Source organism: Neisseria sp. P0020.S005, from assembly GCF_051957055.1.
GTDB lineage: Bacteria > Pseudomonadota > Gammaproteobacteria > Burkholderiales > Neisseriaceae > Neisseria > Neisseria subflava_A.
This window is the reverse complement of sequence record NZ_JBQCWV010000001.1, coordinates 149,205-167,628: the sequence shown is the minus strand read 5'-3', so window position 1 is coordinate 167,628 and position 18,424 is coordinate 149,205. Positions and strand designations below refer to the sequence as shown.

The following is an 18,424-nucleotide window of genomic DNA, read 5'->3' as shown; positions in this document are numbered from 1 at the left end:
TCTGAAAAATTTCAGACGGCCTTTTATCTTACTGATTAAGCCAAGAAAAGTTTATAAGCCGGATTATCGGTTTCTTCTTTATAAACATAACCCAAGCTCTCCAAGAAGTCGGTAAAGGCTTCATTGTCGCTTTCAGGTACATCGATACCGACCAAAATACGACCGTAGTCCGCACCATGGTTGCGATAATGGAACAAGGTAATATTCCATTCGGCACGCATATGGTTCAAGAAACGGGACAACGCACCCGGGCGTTCAGGAAATTCAAAGCTGACCAAGCGTTCGCTGGCTACTTTTTCCGTACGTCCGCCGACCATGTAACGGATATGGATTTTGGCGATTTCATCATTGGTCAGGTCAACATTCGGCAAGCCTGCATCAGCCAGTTGTTTGCTGATAACGGCCAAGTCTTGCGCACCGGCAGTTTGCAAGCCGACAAAAATATGAGCATTATTGTCGTTGCCGTAGCGATAGTTGAACTCGGTAATGTTCCGACTACCCAAGACATTGATAAATTTAAGGAAGCTGCCTTTTTCTTCAGGAATGGTAACGGCAAAAATACCTTCGTTGCCCTCGCCCAGCTCACTGCGTTCAGAAACATGGCGTAGGCGGTGGAAGTTCATGTTGGCGCCGCTGGTAACGGCAACCAGGTTTTGACCTTGAATATTGTTTTTCGCAACGTAAGCCTTCAAGCCGGCAAGCGCCAATGCGCCTGCAGGTTCGGTAATGCTGCGCGTATCGTCAAATATATCTTTAATCGCGCCGCACAACATATCCGTATTGACCGTAATAATTTCGTCCAACAGCTCTTTACACAGGCGGAAAGTTTCCTCGCCCACTACTTTAACCGCCGTGCCGTCTGAAAACAGACCGACATCTTTCAAATGTACGATTTCCCCAGCCTCAACCGATTGCTTCATACAGCAAGAATCATCGGTTTGCACGCCAATGACTTTAATTTGAGGGCAAACCTGTTTGATGAACGCCGCTACGCCTGCTGCCAAACCGCCGCCGCCAATCGGCACAAAAATCGCATTGATATTGCGGTGCTGGCGGAGGATTTCCATGCCGACAGTGCCCTGACCTGCAATCACATCAGGATCATCAAATGGCGCGATATAGGTCAGTTTTTCCTTTTCTGCCAACTCCATCGCATAATCATAGGCGTCGTTGTAAGAAACGCCTTTCAATACCACTTCACCGCCACGGCTCTTTACTGCATCAATTTTGATTTTCGGCGTAGTTTCCGGCATCACGATGACGGCGCGGCAACCCAAATATTGCGCCGATAAAGCCACACCCTGCGCATGGTTGCCCGCGCTCGCAGCAATCACGCCGCAATCCAAGGCTTCTTTAGGCAGCTTCGCCATTTTGTTGTACGCACCGCGAATTTTGAACGAAAACACCGGCTGCAAATCTTCGCGCTTGAGCAAAACCTGATTGTTCAGACGGCCTGACAAACTGCGTGCCAAATCCAAAGGCGTTTCTACGGCTACATCATAAACGGAAGCGGTCAAAATACGGGTTAGATAATCAGAAAGAGGAAGGGAATGGTTCATAGTATTTTTAGTGTTCGGAAATAAATTGCAATTCGGTCAAATCGACCAGAGTAAAAAGTTAAAACCATACCCCTGAGGCCGTCTGAAGGCAAGAAAAATCTTAGCAAAGCCTAAATGAGACGGTATAATGTCCGCTTAATATCTATTTAATATGCCAAACTGTTTACTTTGAAACAGTGTCCACTCATATTCAAATCCACACATAATGATGAAAAAAACGCTACTTAGCTTAATTTTTGCTGCCCTCCTGAATACTCCTGCCCTTGCTGCCGCCCCGGTTGCATCCGCACCTGCCGTACAAAGCGAGGCTCAAACGCAGCCGCTGCTGCGCAGCATCAACAGCCCGACGACACCGCCGGAAATTGCGGCGACTGCCTATATCGTTACCGACCTGCACAGCAAGCAAACCTTGGCATCCAACAATGCCGACACGCCTATCGAGCCTGCCGCGTTGACGCAAATGATGACCGCCTACCTTGCCTTTAAAGCACTGGAAAACGGTACGCTTCAAGCAGATCAGATGCTGACAGTTTCAAACGTCGGCTGGAAAGTCGAAGGTTCACGCATGTTCCTTGATCCGAAAGTTCCTGTCAGTGTCAGCGATTTGATTAAGGGTACAACCATCCAGTCGGCCAACGATGCCGCCATTACCCTTGCCGAAGCCATTGGCAACGACTCTATCGACGAATTTGTCAAACAAATGAACGAAGAAGCCAAACGCTTGGGCATGAAGCACACCCACTTCAACAACCCGACCGGTATTTCTTCTAACGGCCATGTTTCAACCGTTGGCGACCTTGCCATCTTGGCTGCCGCACTCATCAATGACTATCCGAAATATTATCCTTTATTTGCAAACAAATCTTTCAAATACAATAATATCGAGCAGCCCAACCGCAACCTCCTGCTCTATCGCGACAGCAGTATCGACGGTTTGAAAACCGGCTATTCTGAAGGTGCAGGCTATCACCTTGCCGCTTCCAGCAAACGCAACAACCGCCGTATTGTTTCCATCCTTGCCGGTGCCGAATCCACCGAAGCGCGCGCCAGCGAAAGCAGCAAACTGCTCAACTGGTCATTGCAGGCATTTGACACGCCTAAACTTTACAACGGCGGAGAAGTGATTTCCCAAGTCAAAGTTTACAAAGGCAGCACCAAAGCCGTAGATATCGGTTTCTTGGACGATGTTTACATTACCATTCCCCACGATACCGGCAAAAACGTCAAACCTATTTTAGAAACGCTTCAGCCCGTCCTCGCCCCGATTGAAAAAGGCCAAGTATTGGGCAAGCTGAAAGTCATGAAAGACGGCAAAATCATTGCCGAAAAAGACGTCGTCGCCCTGACCGGCGTGGAAGAAGGCAGCTGGCTGCGTCGTATGTGGGATGCGATTGTGTTGTGGTTTAAAGGATTATTCAGTTAATCCTCTTTCTATCAAAACATAAATAAAGGCCGTCTGAAATATTTCAAACGGCTTTTTGTATATCTGTTTTATGGCTTTAATAAAAATTCCTAACAAGAAATTTATCCATTTTAATCTTAGCAGTTTCAGTGATTGACAATATGAAACGCTTCAAAAAAATGCCGTCTGAAAACATAAAGATTTTCAGACGGCATTTCAATACCTTAATAGGTTATCAGTATGGGCTTAAACTAAGCCTTTTTTCTCCAGATAGCTTTCGTAATCGCCCAAGTAGTGTTCATATCCGCCTTTGCCATCCAATTCGATAATTTGGGTAGCCAATGAAGATACAAACTGACGGTCATGCGATACGAAAATCAGCGTGCCGTTGTATTTTTCCAGCGCCATGTTCAAGGATTCGATGCTTTCCATGTCCATGTGGTTGGTCGGTTCGTCCATGACCAAGACATTGGGTTTCAACAGCAACAGTTTGCCGTAAAGCATACGGCCTTTTTCGCCACCAGAGAGAACCTTCACTTTTTTCACGACATCGTTGCTGCCGAAGAGCAAGCGGCCTAAAGTGCCGCGGATGACTTGTTCGTCATCGCCTTCCTGACCCCATTGGCGCATCCATTCGCTCAGGTCCATATCGACGTCGAAGTCGTTTTCATGGTCTTGCGGATAGTAGCCGACACTGGCTTTTTCCGCCCATTTGATGGTGCCTTCGTCCGGCAACAGGCCGTCTGAATATTCGGGGTTGTATGCGCCGGCCAAGAGTTTCAGCAAGGTAGATTTACCTGCGCCGTTCGGGCCGATGATGGCAAGGCGTTGGCCTGCTTCAAGGATGAAGTTCAGGTTTTTAAACAACTGGGTTTCAAAACGTTTGGCCAGTTTTTCAACTTCCACTGCCTGACGGTGCAACTTGGCTTTTTCGTCGGCTTCAAAACGGATATACGGGTTTTGACGGGTAGAAGGTTTGACTTCGACCATTTCCGATTTGATTTTGTCTGCCTGCTTCAGACGGCTGGTTGCCTGACGGGCTTTGGATTTGTTGGCAGAGAAGCGGGCAACAAACTCTTGCAGCTCTTGCAGTTTCTCTTTGGCTTTGGCGTTGTCTTTCAGGGCGCGCTCACGCGACTGGGCGGAAGCGAGCATATAATCGTCGTAGTTGCCCGGATAGATGGTGATGGTGTTGTAGTCCAAATCCGCCATGTGGGTGCAGACTTCGTTCAAAAAGTGACGGTCGTGCGAGATGATGATCATGGTGGAGTCGTATTGGTTCAACACGCCTTCCAGCCAGCGGATGGTATTAATGTCCAAGTTATTGGTCGGTTCGTCCAAGAGCAATACATCTGGTTTGGAGAACAGGGCTTGCGCCAGCAATACGCGCAGTTTGAAGCCCGGGGCAACTTCTGCCATGGTCGCATTGTGCAAATCTTCGGAAATGCCCACGCCGCTCAACAATTCGGCAGCGCGCGCTTCTGCGGTGTAGCCATCGTATTCGGCAAACTTGGCTTCCAGTTCGGCGGCTTTCATGTAGTCGTCTTCGGTGGCTTCAAGGTTGGCGTAAATCGCATCACGCTCGGTCATCGCCGCCCACATTTCGGTGTGACCCATCATCACCACGTCCAGCACGCGCATGTCTTCGTAGGCAAACTGGTCTTGGCGCAATTTACCCAAACGCACGCCGTTTTCAATCGCGACTTCGCCGGCAGTCTGTTCCAAATCGCCGCCGAGGATTTTCATGAAGGTGGACTTGCCTGAGCCGTTGGCGCCGATCAAGCCGTAACGGTTGCCTTCGCCGAATTTGACGGATACGTTTTCAAACAGCGGCTTTGCGCCGAACTGCATGGTGATGCCGTTGGTAGAAATCATTATTCGTAAAACCTTTATAAATAGAATGTTATAATCGGACGCGATTGTAGCATATTTTTGCAAAGACCTCAGGATTGAGGCCATGTCAAGTATGCCCAATACCGATGCAAGATGAAAACAGGCAACGCTTCACGCAAAAATGCGTTGTAGGCAGCCTTTCAGGCCGTCTGAAACGGAGAAACGATATGGAAACGCACAAAATCTATTACGCCGTGATTATTTTGGTATGTGCCGCTTCCATGCTGCTCAGCCCGTTTTTCTATATCCGCCGCACGCGATCTGGCGCCGAATTGCGGCGCGCGCCCAGACAGTGGAAACCTATCCTCTTCGCCAACATCATCATGATTGCGGCTTTAATTGTTTGGTGGAAATGGTTTTAAGGAAAAATAAAAATGAACAAACTTTGGATCAGCACATTACTGCTTGCTTTGACAACTACGGTTTCCGCCGCACCTATTTTTGAATGTACCGATTCTGCCGGCCGCAAAGTCTATACCCAAGCCGGCGGCAAAAACTGCAAAGCCAGCAATATCGGCAAACCGTCCGTATATACTTCTGCGCCTGTTTCAACACCGGCAACGCCGACTTCCCCAAGCAAAACCGAGCAAGCGGAAGAAGCTGTCGCCCCGGTCAATCCGGCTGACGTCGGCGCAGCCAAGCGTGCTTTGGATACTGCCAAGAAAAATTTGGAAGAAGGCAAAAAAGTGCGTTATGGCAATGAACGCAACTATGCCCGCTATCTTGAACGGATCAACGGTTTGGAAAAAGCCGTCCGCTCGGCTCAGGAAAACTATGACGCGGCGCAACACCAGCCTGCATCTCAAGATCCTGTTGCCTATTGATCCTTACCACACCAGCAAGGCCGTCTGAAATTTGGTTTTCAGACGGCCTTTTCATGTCTTCAATATAACAAAATCGTCTTTATACCAAACAAAGCATTCTTTCCAGTTTTCAGACGGCCTTGTTAAAGTAAGCGTGTATTAAATTCTGACGGTTGCCATTATGTTGTTACTCAAAACGCCCTCTGTATTGCCGGGTTTCAAGCTCAGCCTGGGTTTGACGGTTTTGTGCCTGTCGCTTTTGGTAGTTTTGCCGTTTGCGATGATGGCGGCCAAAGCAGCGGAAATCGGCTGGAGCGGATTTTGGAACACGATTACCGAACCCAATGTCTTGGCGGCCGTCTGGCTGAGTTTGCGGATGTCGTTTTATGCGATGTTGACCAATATCGTGTTCGGCACATTGGTCGCTTGGGTATTGGTGCGCTATGAATTTCCAGGCAAAGGATTAGTAAACGCTTTGGTCGATTTGCCGTTTGCGCTGCCGACGGCGGTAACAGGCATTGCGTTGGCAACCCTGTATGCGCCCAATGGCTGGATAGGCCGTTTTTTCGAGCCTTTGGGCATCAAAATCGCGTTTACACCCATCGGCATTTGGATTGCGCTGATCGTCGTCAGCCTGCCCTTTATCGTCCGCGCCGTGCAGCCGGTATTGGAAGAATTGTCGGGCGAGTATGAAGAAGCGGCGGCAACTTTGGGCGCAAGCCGTTGGACTACGTTCCGCCGCGTCCTTTTACCTGAAATCACGCCGGCCCTGTTGACCGGTGCAGGCATGATGTTTGCCCGCTCTACCGGCGAATACGGCTCGGTCATTTTCATCGCAGGCAATATTCCGATGGTGTCTGAAATTCTGCCCTTGATTATTACCGGCAAACTGGAGCAATACGATGCTCAGGGCGCGTCAGCCGTTGCTCTGTTTATGCTGATGATTTCGTTTGTCATCCTGCTGATTTTGAACATTATGCAATGGACTTTGAGCCGCCGCGCCGGAGCGAGGGTTTAACAAACAACAGGCCGTCTGAAACATTAAGCAAACATTTTTCAGACGGCCCAAACGGATACAAGAATAAATCGAGACTTCACTAACATGAAAACCCATTCTACCAATCCAAACCTGAGCGAACCGCGTTGGCTGCGCGTATTGCTGACTGCTACCGCCTTGGGCTTTCTGCTGCTGATGCTGGTCGTGCCTTTGGTTGCCGTATTCTATGAAGCCTTAAAAGGCGGTTGGGATTTGTACCTGCAATCTCTGACCGATCCCGAGGCATGGTCTGCCATCAAATTGACGCTGATTACCGCGCTGATTGTCGTCCCCGTCAATGCCGTCTTGGGCGTAGCGATGGCGTGGCTGCTGACCCGTTTCGACTTCCGCGGCAAGCAGTTGCTGACCACCCTGCTCGATTTGCCGTTTTCCGTATCACCCGTGGTGGCCGGTTTGATGTTCGTCTTATTGTTCGGCGCGCACACGGCATTGGGCGGCTGGCTCGAAGCGCAAGGCATACAGATTATCTTCGCCATCCCCGGCATTATTTTGGCGACCCTGTTCGTTACCTTCCCCTTTGTCGCACGCGAAATCATCCCGCTGATGCAGGCGCAGGGCGACAGCGAAGAACAGGCCGCGCTGATTCTCGGCGCAAGCAGCTGGCAGATGTTTTGGCGCGTTACCCTGCCCAACATCAAATGGGCGCTGCTCTACGGCATCATCCTCACCAACGCCCGCGCGATGGGCGAGTTCGGCGCGGTCAGCGTGGTATCGGGACACATACGCGGCGAAACCAACACCATCCCGCTTTTGGTCGAAATCTTCTACAACGAATACAACTTCACCGGCGCATTCGCCCTCTCCGGCGTATTGGCACTTTTAGCACTGGCGACGCTGGCGGTGCAGAACATCATCACAAAATTACAAGATAAAAAACTCGCCGCCGCCGAAAGGAACGCAGCATGAGCATCACCATCCAAAACCTAAACAAACACTTCGGCAATTTCCACGCGCTGAAAAACATCAACCTCAACGTACCCACCGGCAAACTCGTTTCCCTGCTCGGCCCTTCCGGCTGCGGCAAAACCACGCTCCTGCGCATCATCGCCGGACTGGAAAACGCCGACGGCGGCAATATCCTCTTTGACGGGCAAGACGTAACCGCCAAGCATGTGCGCGAGCGCAAAGTCGGTTTCGTGTTCCAACACTACGCCCTCTTCCGCCACATGAACGTGTTTGACAACGTTGCCTTCGGTTTGACCGTATTGCCCAAATCCGAACGCCCGTCCAAAGAACAAATCCGCGCCAAAGTCGAAGAATTGCTCAAACTCGTGCAACTCTCCCACCTCGCCAAATCCTATCCGCACCAGCTCTCCGGCGGCCAACGCCAGCGCATTGCCCTCGCTCGTGCGCTCGCGGTCGAACCGAAACTCCTGCTTTTGGACGAACCCTTCGGCGCGCTGGATGCCAAAGTGCGCAAAGAATTGCGTACCTGGCTGCGCGACATTCATCATAACCTAGGCGTAACCAGCATTTTGGTCACACACGACCAAGAAGAAGCCCTCGAAGTTTCCGATGAAATCGTTGTCATGAACCACGGAAAAATCGAGCAAACCGGCAGTGCCGAAGCCATTTATCGCAAACCTGAAAACGCCTTCGTTACTGAGTTCCTCGGCGAAACCGACGCATTTGAAGGCAGAATCGAAAAAGGCATCTGGCACTACAACGGCTTCGCGTGGAAATTGGACGCGCACTATAAATGGCAGGAACAAACCGCCATCGGCTATATCCGCCCCCACGAATGGCAGCTTGCCGCCGAACACGAAACACCGATGATTCATGCCAAAATCGAAAAAATCCACGCCGTCGGGGCATTGACGCATATTTTGGTGAAACACGACAAACAAGACGTGCATATCACGCTGGCAGGCAGCGATGCCGCGCGTTACCAAATCGCCGAAGGCAAAGAATTGAGGCTGATTCCGAAACAGGTTTATGTCTTCTCTCAAAACGAGCTGATTGAATATTCGATTTGAGACTAAAGTATAAGGCCGTCTGAAAATCTGCTTTCAGACGGCCTTTCATCTTATTTAAACCTGCCAATCAATCGGCTCTAAACCATGTGCCTGCAAATAAGCGTTTGCCTGCGAAAAATGTTTGCAGCCGAAAAAGCCTCTATAGGCCGACAAGGGAGAAGGATGCGGCGCAGTCAGCACCAAATGACGGCTGCGGTCGATAAACGCGCCTTTCTTCTGCGCATGACTACCCCACAGCATAAAGACCAAATGCTCGCGTTCCTTATCCAATTGTCGGATAACTTCATCGGTAAACGCCTCCCAGCCGAAGGTCGCATGGGAATGCGCCGAGCCGGCACGGACAGTCAATACCGTATTCAACAGCAATACGCCCTGTTCCGCCCAATGCTGCAAATAGCCGTGTTGCGGAATCTGAAAGCCCTCAATATCCGTCGCCAACTCTTTATAAATATTGACCAGTGACGGCGGCACCGCAATTTCAGGTTGCACGGAAAACGCCAAACCATGCGCCTGACCTGCGCCGTGATACGGGTCTTGCCCCAAAATCACTACCTTTACTTGTCCGAATTCAGTCGTCCGAAAGGCATTGAATACGTCGCGTTCAGGCGGATAAACGGTTATCCCCGCCTGCCTTTCATGGCGTACCTTCTCCAAAATCGTTTGAAAATACACCTTTTCTTTTTCCTCACCAATTGCCTCGTGCCAAGTCTGCATTATTTGCCGCTCCGTATTTGAATAGACTTAATTATAACTGAAATAATTTTCAGCCTTAGCCTTTTCATTTTAAGCCCTTGCCATTATGATAAGGATTATCAAAAGATTATTAAAAGGATATGCCGCATGACGATATGGTTTGTTGCCGCCGCCGTTGTTCTGATTGTCGAATTGTTTATCGGAACGGTTTATCTTTTGGTGGTCAGCGTAGCGCTGGCCACCGCCGGAATCATATACGGATTAAGCGGACACTTTTCTGCCGCCGTTTTGACTGCCGCCATCATCAGCGCACTCGGTATCTGGCTGGTACACGGCCGTCTGAAAAACCGCTTGGCTCCCCAAGCGCTCAACGATGATTTGGATATTGGGCAAAACGTCCGTATCCTACGCCACCTGCATGATAATATTTACGAAGTCGCCTACCGCGGTACACATTGGCAAGCACAAGCCGAACGGCCTCAAGATACTTTTCAGACGGCCTCAAGCGCAGTCATTACTGCCAGAAACGGTAATCTACTGATTATCCGCACACTCTCCCAACCATCATCATAAGGAAACATTATGGAATTTCTGCTCAGCCTCCCCGTCCTCATCCTCATCGTCGTTGTTGTTTTTGGTTTCAAATCCTTTATCGTTGTACCGCAACAGGAAGTTTATGTAGTCGAACGATTAGGCCGTTTTCACAAAGCGCTGACTGCAGGCCTGAACATCCTTATCCCATTTATCGACCGTGTCGCCTATCGTCACTCGCTGAAAGAAGTTCCTTTGGATGTTCCCAGCCAAGTCTGTATTACCCGCGACAACACTCAGCTGACTGTGGACGGCATCATCTACTTCCAAGTTACCGATCCTAAACTCGCTTCATATGGTTCCAGCAACTACATCATGGCGATTACCCAGCTTGCGCAAACAACTTTGCGCTCTGTCATCGGCCGCATGGAATTGGATAAAACCTTTGAAGAACGAGACGAAATCAACAGCATTGTTGTTGCTGCTTTGGACGAAGCGGCAGGCGCATGGGGCGTGAAAGTCTTACGTTACGAAATCAAAGACTTGGTTCCGCCGCAAGAAATTCTGCGCTCCATGCAGGCACAAATTACCGCCGAACGTGAAAAACGCGCACGCATTGCCGAATCCGAAGGCCGTAAAATCGAGCAGATCAACCTTGCCAGCGGTCAGCGCGAAGCAGAAATCCAACAATCCGAAGGTGAAGCGCAAGCCGCCATCAACGCGTCAAACGGTGAAAAAATCGCCCGCATCAACCGCGCTCAAGGTGAAGCCGAAGCCCTGCGCCTGGTTGCCGAAGCCAACGCCGACGCCATCCGCAAAATCGCCGAGGCTGTCCGCTCCGAGGGCGGTGCTGAAGCTGTTAACCTAAAAGTTGCCGAGCAATACGTTGCCGCCTTCAGCAATTTGGCTAAAGAAAGCAACACGCTGATTATGCCTGCCAACGTTGCCGACATCGGCAGCTTGGTCTCCGCCGGTTTGAAAATCATCGACGGCAACAAGCCTAAAGCCTCATAATAGCGTTCTGACTCAGGCCGTCTGAAAACCCAATACGGCTTTTCAGACGGCCTTTTTATATCGTTCGATTTTTATATGAATACACAGACCATAAAAACCTATCTTGTCGGCGGCGCCGTCCGCGACCATCTGTTAGGCCTGCCTGTCAAAGACCGCGATTGGGTAGTCGTCGGTGCAGATGCGCAAACCATGTTGGCTCAAGGCTATCAACCTGTCGGCAAGGATTTTCCCGTCTTTCTCCATCCGGACAGCCACGAAGAATACGCCCTCGCCCGTACCGAACGCAAAACCGCCAAAGGCTACGCCGGATTCAGCTTTCATGCCGATAAAGACGTTACGCTGGAACAAGACCTGATGCGCCGCGACCTGACCATCAATGCCATGGCTCAAGATTCAGACGGCACGATCATCGATCCTTTTGGCGGACAACAAGATTTGGCAGCCGGCATCCTGCGCCACGTTTCGCCTGCCTTTGCCGAAGACCCCGTGCGGATTTTGCGTATCGCCCATTTTACCGCGCGTTATGGTTTTCAAATTGCCGATGAAACCATGTCGCTGATGCGGCAAATGGTAGAAAACGGCGAAGCAGATGCCTTGGTTGCCGAACGCGTCTGGCAGGAATTATCCAAAGGTTTAATGGAGAAAAACCCGCGCAAAATGATTGAAGTTTTGCGCGAATGCGGCGCACTTAAAGTCTTGCTGCCCGAACTTGACGCCCTTTTCGGCGTACCGCAACGCGCCGACTATCATCCTGAAATCGACAGCGGTATTCATACGCTGATGGTTGTACAACGAGCCGCCGAGATGAACCTGTCCCTCGCCGAACGCTATGCCGCCTTATTGCACGACTTGGGCAAAGCAAAAACACCGGCCGATATACTGCCGAAACACTACGGACACGACGTCAACGGCGTCGAACCCGTCCGCGAAGTCAATCAACGCCTGCGCGCGCCCAAACACTGCGCCGAGCTTGCCGAACTCATCTGCCGTTGGCACATCATGCTCCATCAAGTCGGGCAGTTCAAAAGCAAAACCATTTTGAATGTTTTAAAACAAACCGACGCATTCCGCCGCCCAGAACGTTTTCAGACGGCCTTAAACGTCTGCATGGCCGACAAACAAGGCCGTCTGAACCTTGAAGATGCCCCCTATCCGCAGCGTGAACACTGGTTGGCTTTACTTGAAGCCGCCAACCAAGTAGATGCAGGCAAAATTGCCACCGAGTGCCGCGCACAAGGGAAAGCCCATTTAATTGCCGAACAAATCGATTATGCCCGCTTGGCGCAAATTAGGCCGCTGCAAAAAGCGTATCAGGCTGAAAAAATAGGAGGCTATTGATGGTATAGACAAGCTTTGAAACAGCCACCACAATATCCGCTATAATCCGCACCTTGACCATCTTATTTCAACAATAAAAATCATGACTATCCAGACCGATTTACTTCACGAAAAAATCAGCAATGAAGATTATCAACGCCTCATTGTCAAACACAGCGAATCTTTCAGCGACGGCGAAATCCGCCTATTGAATGAGATTTTGGAAAAATTTGAGTTTGATGTCGTACAGGAACAAGCATTGGCGCAAGCTGTGATGCAGCAGGTGCGCTTCGATCCAAACGACTACCATATCGACAGCGACGATGAAGACACAACCGGTATCTGTCCGCACTGCATCAATCCGCCCATGCCACCCCTGCGCGATTATTTGGCTTGGCGCGAAACACGCAGCTGAAAATTTTCCTAATCGATTTTGATAAGTTACTAACCATCCGCTATCGAACAAGGCCGTCTGAACAAGTGTCATCGTTACATTTGTTCAGACGGCCTTTTGTAAATAAATGTTCATGACTAGGATAAATCAGTATAATCTGCGCCGTTTGAATTTTCTTCGGAGCTTTTATGAATCAGCTTAAAACGGCGGTAGCCGGTGCGCAGATTTTGTTTGTCGCATTCGGTGCCATGGTGCTTGTGCCGCTTCTGACGGGACTGAACCCGGCTTTGGCATTATTGGGTGCAGGCTTGGGCACTTTGTTGTTCCAATTGGTTACCAAACGTAAAGTGCCGATTTTCCTCGGCTCTTCTTTTGCCTTTATTGCACCGATTATCTACTCCATCGGCGAATGGGGTCTGCCTTCTACCATGTTCGGTCTGTTTGCGGCCGGCTTCATGTACTTTGTTTTTGCCGCGTTGATCAGATGGCGCGGTCTGGATGCGGTACACAAACTGTTGCCGCCCGTGGTTATCGGTCCGGTAATTATGGTAATCGGCTTGTCCGTGGCCGCTGCAGCCAGCAGCATGGCTATGGGTCAGGCGGATGGAAAACAGGTCATCGACTATATCGACTCGCTGATTCTCTCCGGCTTTACCTTTGCGGTAACCGTCATTGTTTCTGTCTTCGGCAGCAAGATGATGAAGCTGATTCCGATTCTGATCGGCGTGGCTTCAGGCTATGTGTTGGCTTTGATCATGGGCTTGGTCGATACCAGCGCCATCATCAACGCTCCTTGGTTTGCCGTCCCTCATTTTGAAACGCCTCAAGTCAATTGGCAGGCTGCCTTGTTTATGTTGCCCGTTGCCATTGCCCCTGCCATCGAACACATCGGCGGCATTATGGCCATCGGTAATGTAACCGGCAAAAACTACACTAAAGACCCGGGCTTGGACAAAACCCTCGCCGGAGACGGCTTGGGCGTATGCGTGGCCGGTTTGATCGGCGGCCCTCCTGTAACCACTTACGGCGAAGTAACCGGCGCGGTGATGATTACCAAAAACAGCAACCCCGTCATCATGACTTGGGCGGCAATTTTTGCGATTTTCATGGCGTTTTTCGGTAAATTCAACGCGTTTTTGGCTTCGATTCCTATGCCGGTTATGGGCGGTATTATGTTGCTGCTGTTCGGCACAATCGCCTCTTTGGGCATCAAAACATTGATTGATGCGAAAGTCGATTTGATGCAGCCGAAAAATCTGGTTATCGTCAGTTCCGTATTGACAACCGGTATCGGCGGCATGATTATCAAAGTAGGTACTTTGAGCTTCGCCGGTGTAGGTTTGTGCGCCGTATTGGCCATTATCCTGAACTGCGTTTTGCCCAATACAAAATCAGAAGAAGCATAAATAGCTGGTTCATAAACTCAAAGGCCGTCTGAAAATGAGATTTCAGACGGCCTTTTTATTACGCTTTATACAATGAAAAATGCCGGAGACTTAACCATCTCCGGCATTTTTGAATAAGGTGGCGAGCCGAACCCCCGGCACTGGCTCATCAGAGTGGGCTGCTGGCTTCCGCCCCTGACCCGGTGTTCCGAATTACCATGCGGGGAGACCCGCCATAGAAGAAACGCATTATAGCGGTTTTACAGAAAAACTCAAGCGATAAAATCTGTCAGGCCGTCTGAAAACCATTTACACGACAAGATTGTAAACAATATTGCCTAGTTGCAAATTATTCCCATTGAAATGTTTATTGTCTTTTCCGTTGAAAAATATCGAAAATTACACTACATTAACACTTTACGCCATCAAGAAGAAATTGCATTTTTCAGACGGCTTTTAATATAAAAACATTACATCCATCAACGGAACACGACCATGACCACGACTACTGCCCCTCAGCGTATTCGAGAAATTCCCTATAACTATACTTCTTATACCGACCGCGAAATCGTCATCCGACTGTTGGGCAACGAAGCGTGGCAAATCCTGCAAGACCTGCGCGGTCAACGCAAAACAGGACGTTCGGCACGAATGCTGTTTGAAGTATTGGGCGATATTTGGGTGGTCGTGCGCAATCCGTATCTGGTCGATGACTTGCTGGAGCACCCAAAACGCCGCGCCGCGTTGGTACGCGAAATGCGCCACCGCTTAAATGAAATCCGCAAACGCCGCGACGATAATCGGCAAGTGGATGTCTTGGTTGTCGCAGCAGAAAAAGCAGTCGAGCGTTTTGATAGCAGTTTTGATGAAACCAGCCAAAAACGCCATCAGATTTTGGAACGCTTAAGCAAAATCACCAAGCCGCACAACATCATGTTTGACGGCTTGGCGCGCGTAACGCACGTTACCGATGCAACCGACTGGCGCGTGGAGTATCCGTTTGTCGTCGTCAATCCTGATACCGAGGCAGAAATTGCGCCTTTGGTGCGCGCCTTAATCGAGTTGGACTTGGTTATTATCCCGCGTGGCGGCGGTACGGGTTATACCGGTGGCGCAGTACCTTTGGACGCAAACAGCGCAGTCATCAATACCGAAAAACTCGACAAGCATCGCGGCGTCGAATACGTTGAGCTGGCAGGCTTGGACGGCAGACATCCGATTATCCATTGCGGCGCAGGCGTAGTAACCCGCCGAGTGGAAGAAACCGCGCATCAGGCAGGTTTGGTGTTCGCCGTTGATCCGACGTCTGCCGACGCATCTTGCGTAGGCGGTAATGTGGCGATGAATGCAGGCGGTAAAAAAGCCGTGCTGTGGGGTACTGCCTTGGACAACCTTGCCTACTGGAACATGGTCAACCCTCAAGGCGAATGGTTGCGTATCGAACGCGTGCGCCACAATTTCGGCAAAATCCACGATGAAGAAATCGCCGTGTTTGACGTACATACGCTGGATTCAGACGGCCTCAATATCGTCAATACCAAACGTTTGGAAATCCCCGGCCACAAATTCCGCAAAGTCGGTTTGGGCAAAGACGTTACCGACAAATTCTTGAGCGGCCTGCCCGGCGTGCAAAAAGAAGGCACAGACGGCATTATCACCAGCGTTGCTTTCGTGTTACATAAAATGCCGAAATACACGCGCACTGTGTGTATGGAATTTTTCGGTACGGTCGCCACCGCTACCCCGTCCATTGTTGAAATCCGCGATTTCCTGCTTACCCATGAAAGCGTACGATTGGCCGGTTTGGAGCATTTAGACTGGCGTTACGTCCGCGCTGTCGGTTATGCCACCAAAGCAGCAGGAAAGGGGCGGCCGAAAATGGTCTTGCTGGCAGACGTGGTTTCCGACGATGAAGCTGCCGTACAGGCAGCCGCCGAACACATCTGCGAACTCGCCCGCGCCCGCGACGGTGAAGGCTTTATCGCCATATCTCCCGAAGCCCGCAAAACCTTCTGGCTTGACCGAAGCCGCACCGCCGCCATCGCCAAACACACCAACGCCTTTAAAATCAATGAAGACGTGGTAATCCCACTCGAAAGACTCGGTGAGTATTCAGACGGCATCGAACGCATCAACATTGAGCTTTCCATCCAAAACAAACTCAAACTCTGTGCCGCTTTGGAACAATATCTGTCCGGAAAACTCCCCATCGACAAAATGGGCACGGACCTGCCAACTGCCGAACTGTTGGGCGAACGCGGCAAACACGCCCTAGCCCACGTTTCCGCTGTCAAAGCGCGTTGGGAATGGCTGCTTGCTAATTTGGATGCGCCACTTGCCGACTATAAGGCTCACTATGGCTCAGCCGTCCACGCCGCTCCCGAAGCCAAAGACAATGAAAGCTGCTTTATTGCCTTCCGCGATTTCCGCCTGCGCGTGTCTGTCAAAGCAGACGTAATGAAACCGCTTTCTGAAATTTTCAGCGGCAAAACCGACACCAAAATTATCCAAGGCTTGGGCAAAATCCACGCCAAAACCGTACGCAGCCGCGTCTTTGTCGCCCTGCATATGCACGCCGGCGACGGTAACGTTCATACCAATATTCCAGTTAACTCAGACGATGCCGAAATGCTTCAGACGGCCTACCGTTCGGTCGAACGCATCATGAAAATCGCCCGTTCGCTCGGCGGCGTAATTTCCGGCGAACACGGCATCGGCATTACCAAGCTCGAATTTTTGACCGATGAAGATTTGCAACCGTTTTGGAACTACAAAAACCAAGTCGATCCGAAACACACCTTCAACCGTCACAAACTGATGAAAGGCTCAGACCTACGCAACGCCTATACGCCGTCCTTCGAGCTTTTGGGTGCGGAATCGCTGATTATGGAAAAATCAGACCTCGGCACCATCGCCGATTCCGTCAAAGACTGCCTGCGTTGCGGCAAATGCAAACCCGTCTGCTCCACCCACGTTCCGCGCGCCAACCTGCTGTACAGCCCCCGCAACAAAATCCTCGGCGTAGGCTTGTTGACCGAAGCCTTCTTATACGAAGAACAAACCCGTCGCGGCGTTTCCGTCAAACATTTTGAAGAACTGATGGACATCGGCGACCACTGCACCGTGTGCCACCGCTGCGTTAAACCTTGCCCTGTCAACATCGACTTCGGCGACGTTACCGTAGCCGTCCGCAACTACCTTGCCGATTCCGGCCACAAACGCTTTGCGCCTGCGGCTTCAATGGGCATGGCATTTTTGAACGCCACCGGCCCGAAAACCATCAAAGCCCTTCGCGCCGCCATGATACAGACCGGCTTCCCTGCGCAAAACTTTGCCTACAAAATCGGCAAGCTTCTTCCAATCGGCACGAAAAAGCAAAAAGCCGAACCGAAAGCTACCGTCGGTACCGCCTCAATCAAAGAACAGGTTATCCACTTCATCAACCGTCCTTTGCCGAAAAGCGTGCCTGCTAAAACTCCACGCTCCATGCTGGGTATAGAAGACGACAAGAGTATTCCTATCATCCGCAATCCGGCTTCTCCGGAAGATGCCGAAGCCGTGTTCTACTTCCCAGGTTGCGGCTCCGAGCGTCTGTTCAGCCAAATCGGACTTGCCGTTCAAGCCATGCTTTGGCATGTCGGTGTACAAACCGTCCTGCCACCCGGCTATATGTGTTGCGGCTATCCGCAAGACGCTGGCGGCAATAAGGCTAAAGCCGAAGAAATGAGCACCAACAACCGCGTGGCTTTCCACCGTATGGCAAACACCCTCAACTACCTCGACATTAAAACCGTCGTCGTCAGTTGCGGCACCTGCTACGACCAACTGGAAAAATACCGTTTTGAGGAAATCTTCCCCGGCTGCCGCATCATCGACATCCACGAATATCTACTTGAAAAAGGCGTGAAACTGAACGGCGTAAAAGGTCAGCAATACCTCTATCACGACCCCTGCCACACGCCCATCAAAACCATGAACGCCACCCAAATGGCAAGTAGCCTCATGGGGCAGAAAGTCGTCTTAAGCGACCGCTGCTGCGGCGAATCCGGCATGTTCGCCGTCAAACGCCCCGACATCGCCACCCAAGTCAAATTCCGCAAGCAGGAAGAAATCGAGAAAAACCTCAAAGAGCTGCCGCAAGGCGAACCCGTCAAAATGCTCACCTCCTGCCCCGCCTGCCTGCAAGGCCTGAGCCGCTACGCCGACGACAACGACATGCCTGCCGACTATATCGTCATCGAAATGGCGAAACACATCCTCGGCGAAAACTGGCTGGACGAGTTTGTGAAAAAAGCCAATAACGGAGGTGTAGAAAAAGTATTGCTCTAAGGGACTTAGACAAAAACTTTTGGCTGTAATAAAGGCCGTCTGAAAATCTTTCAGACGGCCTTTTTATTCAA

15 protein-coding genes and 1 other RNA gene are annotated in these 18,424 nt (G+C 50.6%); 12 read left to right on the top strand and 4 right to left on the bottom strand.

Annotated features, from left to right (window positions below):
* Positions 1-35: 35 nt before the first annotated feature.
* The gene (gene ilvA / locus ACTHTU_RS00800) at positions 36-1,559 is read right to left on the bottom strand and encodes a threonine ammonia-lyase, biosynthetic (RefSeq protein ID WP_440361447.1); all 1,524 of its coding nucleotides are present in this window, start codon (positions 1,557-1,559) and stop codon (positions 36-38) included.
* 205 nt (positions 1,560-1,764) lie between these two features.
* Here ilvA and ACTHTU_RS00795 point away from each other — a divergent pair, with 205 nt between their 5' ends.
* On the top strand, positions 1,765-2,982 hold the full coding sequence (locus ACTHTU_RS00795) for a D-alanyl-D-alanine carboxypeptidase family protein (RefSeq protein WP_440361446.1): 1,218 nt from the start codon (positions 1,765-1,767) through the stop codon (positions 2,980-2,982).
* 225 nt (positions 2,983-3,207) lie between these two features.
* Here ACTHTU_RS00795 and ACTHTU_RS00790 read toward each other — a convergent pair whose 3' ends face one another.
* Entirely contained in the window at positions 3,208-4,836 is a 1,629-nt protein-coding gene (locus tag ACTHTU_RS00790) for an ABC-F family ATPase (protein ID WP_070712944.1), read from the bottom strand.
* A gap of 185 nt (positions 4,837-5,021) precedes the next feature.
* Between ACTHTU_RS00790 and ACTHTU_RS00785 the strand changes: the two genes are divergently transcribed.
* The 5 genes from ACTHTU_RS00785 (at position 5,022) to ACTHTU_RS00765 (ending at position 8,690) form a co-directional block, all read left to right on the top strand.
* Entirely contained in the window at positions 5,022-5,216 is a 195-nt protein-coding gene (locus ACTHTU_RS00785; RefSeq protein WP_440361445.1) for a hypothetical protein, read from the top strand.
* A 12-nt stretch (positions 5,217-5,228) separates the two neighbouring features.
* A complete protein-coding gene (locus ACTHTU_RS00780; protein ID WP_440361444.1) occupies positions 5,229-5,678 on the top strand; it encodes a DUF4124 domain-containing protein in 450 nt (149 codons plus the stop codon).
* A gap of 160 nt (positions 5,679-5,838) precedes the next feature.
* Positions 5,839-6,675 carry a sulfate ABC transporter permease subunit CysT gene (cysT, locus tag ACTHTU_RS00775; protein ID WP_063069002.1) on the top strand — a complete coding sequence of 279 codons (837 nt, stop codon included), beginning with the start codon at positions 5,839-5,841 and terminating at the stop codon, positions 6,673-6,675.
* Between the two features lie 84 nt (positions 6,676-6,759).
* The gene (gene cysW / locus ACTHTU_RS00770; RefSeq protein WP_440361443.1) at positions 6,760-7,620 is read left to right on the top strand and encodes a sulfate ABC transporter permease subunit CysW; all 861 of its coding nucleotides are present in this window, start codon (positions 6,760-6,762) and stop codon (positions 7,618-7,620) included.
* On the top strand, positions 7,617-8,690 hold the full coding sequence (locus ACTHTU_RS00765) for a sulfate/molybdate ABC transporter ATP-binding protein (protein WP_440361442.1): 1,074 nt from the start codon (positions 7,617-7,619) through the stop codon (positions 8,688-8,690). The genes cysW and ACTHTU_RS00765 overlap by 4 nt, the downstream gene beginning before the upstream one ends.
* 54 nt (positions 8,691-8,744) lie before the next feature.
* Here the strand turns inward: ACTHTU_RS00765 and ung are convergent, their stop codons facing one another.
* A complete protein-coding gene (gene ung, locus ACTHTU_RS00760; RefSeq protein WP_440361441.1) occupies positions 8,745-9,404 on the bottom strand; it encodes a uracil-DNA glycosylase in 660 nt (219 codons plus the stop codon).
* Positions 9,405-9,530: 126 nt separating this feature from the next.
* Here ung and ACTHTU_RS00755 point away from each other — a divergent pair, with 126 nt between their 5' ends.
* From ACTHTU_RS00755 to ACTHTU_RS00735, 5 genes are all read left to right on the top strand, one after another.
* The gene (locus ACTHTU_RS00755; RefSeq protein WP_440361440.1) at positions 9,531-9,956 is read left to right on the top strand and encodes an NfeD family protein; all 426 of its coding nucleotides are present in this window, start codon (positions 9,531-9,533) and stop codon (positions 9,954-9,956) included.
* A gap of 9 nt (positions 9,957-9,965) precedes the next feature.
* Positions 9,966-10,928 (top strand): SPFH domain-containing protein, encoded by a 963-nt coding sequence (locus ACTHTU_RS00750; RefSeq protein WP_039863787.1) that lies wholly within the window; start codon positions 9,966-9,968, stop codon positions 10,926-10,928.
* 75 nt (positions 10,929-11,003) lie between these two features.
* On the top strand, positions 11,004-12,266 hold the full coding sequence (locus tag ACTHTU_RS00745) for a multifunctional CCA addition/repair protein (RefSeq protein ID WP_440361439.1): 1,263 nt from the start codon (positions 11,004-11,006) through the stop codon (positions 12,264-12,266).
* An 82-nt stretch (positions 12,267-12,348) separates the two neighbouring features.
* Positions 12,349-12,660 (top strand): hypothetical protein, encoded by a 312-nt coding sequence (locus tag ACTHTU_RS00740; RefSeq protein WP_440361438.1) that lies wholly within the window; start codon positions 12,349-12,351, stop codon positions 12,658-12,660.
* A 167-nt stretch (positions 12,661-12,827) separates the two neighbouring features.
* Positions 12,828-14,045 carry a uracil-xanthine permease family protein gene (locus ACTHTU_RS00735; protein WP_003679234.1) on the top strand — a complete coding sequence of 406 codons (1,218 nt, stop codon included), beginning with the start codon at positions 12,828-12,830 and terminating at the stop codon, positions 14,043-14,045.
* A gap of 117 nt (positions 14,046-14,162) precedes the next feature.
* Here ACTHTU_RS00735 and ffs read toward each other — a convergent pair.
* An RNA gene (ffs, locus tag ACTHTU_RS00730) (signal recognition particle sRNA small type) lies at positions 14,163-14,259 on the bottom strand.
* A 260-nt stretch (positions 14,260-14,519) separates the two neighbouring features.
* Here ffs and ACTHTU_RS00725 point away from each other — a divergent pair.
* On the top strand, positions 14,520-18,353 hold the full coding sequence (locus ACTHTU_RS00725) for a DUF3683 domain-containing protein (protein WP_440361437.1): 3,834 nt from the start codon (positions 14,520-14,522) through the stop codon (positions 18,351-18,353).
* The last annotated feature ends 71 nt before the right edge of the window (positions 18,354-18,424 follow it).

What these genes read in the sequence shown, in the direction of transcription:
- ACTHTU_RS00750 (WP_039863787.1), top strand. Translation starts at nt 9,966, where the DNA reads ATGGAATTTCTGCTCAGCCTCCCCGTCCTCATCCTCATCGTCGTTGTT.
- ACTHTU_RS00765 (WP_440361442.1), top strand. Translation starts at nt 7,617, where the DNA reads ATGAGCATCACCATCCAAAACCTAAACAAACACTTCGGCAATTTCCAC.
- ACTHTU_RS00745 (WP_440361439.1), top strand. Translation starts at nt 11,004, where the DNA reads ATGAATACACAGACCATAAAAACCTATCTTGTCGGCGGCGCCGTCCGC.
- ACTHTU_RS00755 (WP_440361440.1), top strand. Translation starts at nt 9,531, where the DNA reads ATGACGATATGGTTTGTTGCCGCCGCCGTTGTTCTGATTGTCGAATTG.
- ACTHTU_RS00780 (WP_440361444.1), top strand. Translation starts at nt 5,229, where the DNA reads ATGAACAAACTTTGGATCAGCACATTACTGCTTGCTTTGACAACTACG.
- ACTHTU_RS00795 (WP_440361446.1), top strand. Translation starts at nt 1,765, where the DNA reads ATGATGAAAAAAACGCTACTTAGCTTAATTTTTGCTGCCCTCCTGAAT.
- ACTHTU_RS00740 (WP_440361438.1), top strand. Translation starts at nt 12,349, where the DNA reads ATGACTATCCAGACCGATTTACTTCACGAAAAAATCAGCAATGAAGAT.
- cysT (WP_063069002.1), top strand. Translation starts at nt 5,839, where the DNA reads ATGTTGTTACTCAAAACGCCCTCTGTATTGCCGGGTTTCAAGCTCAGC.
- ACTHTU_RS00790 (WP_070712944.1), bottom strand. Translation starts at nt 4,836, where the DNA reads ATGATTTCTACCAACGGCATCACCATGCAGTTCGGCGCAAAGCCGCTG.
- ilvA (WP_440361447.1), bottom strand. Translation starts at nt 1,559, where the DNA reads ATGAACCATTCCCTTCCTCTTTCTGATTATCTAACCCGTATTTTGACC.
- ACTHTU_RS00725 (WP_440361437.1), top strand. Translation starts at nt 14,520, where the DNA reads ATGACCACGACTACTGCCCCTCAGCGTATTCGAGAAATTCCCTATAAC.
- ung (WP_440361441.1), bottom strand. Translation starts at nt 9,404, where the DNA reads ATGCAGACTTGGCACGAGGCAATTGGTGAGGAAAAAGAAAAGGTGTAT.
- ACTHTU_RS00735 (WP_003679234.1), top strand. Translation starts at nt 12,828, where the DNA reads ATGAATCAGCTTAAAACGGCGGTAGCCGGTGCGCAGATTTTGTTTGTC.
- cysW (WP_440361443.1), top strand. Translation starts at nt 6,760, where the DNA reads ATGAAAACCCATTCTACCAATCCAAACCTGAGCGAACCGCGTTGGCTG.
- ACTHTU_RS00785 (WP_440361445.1), top strand. Translation starts at nt 5,022, where the DNA reads ATGGAAACGCACAAAATCTATTACGCCGTGATTATTTTGGTATGTGCC.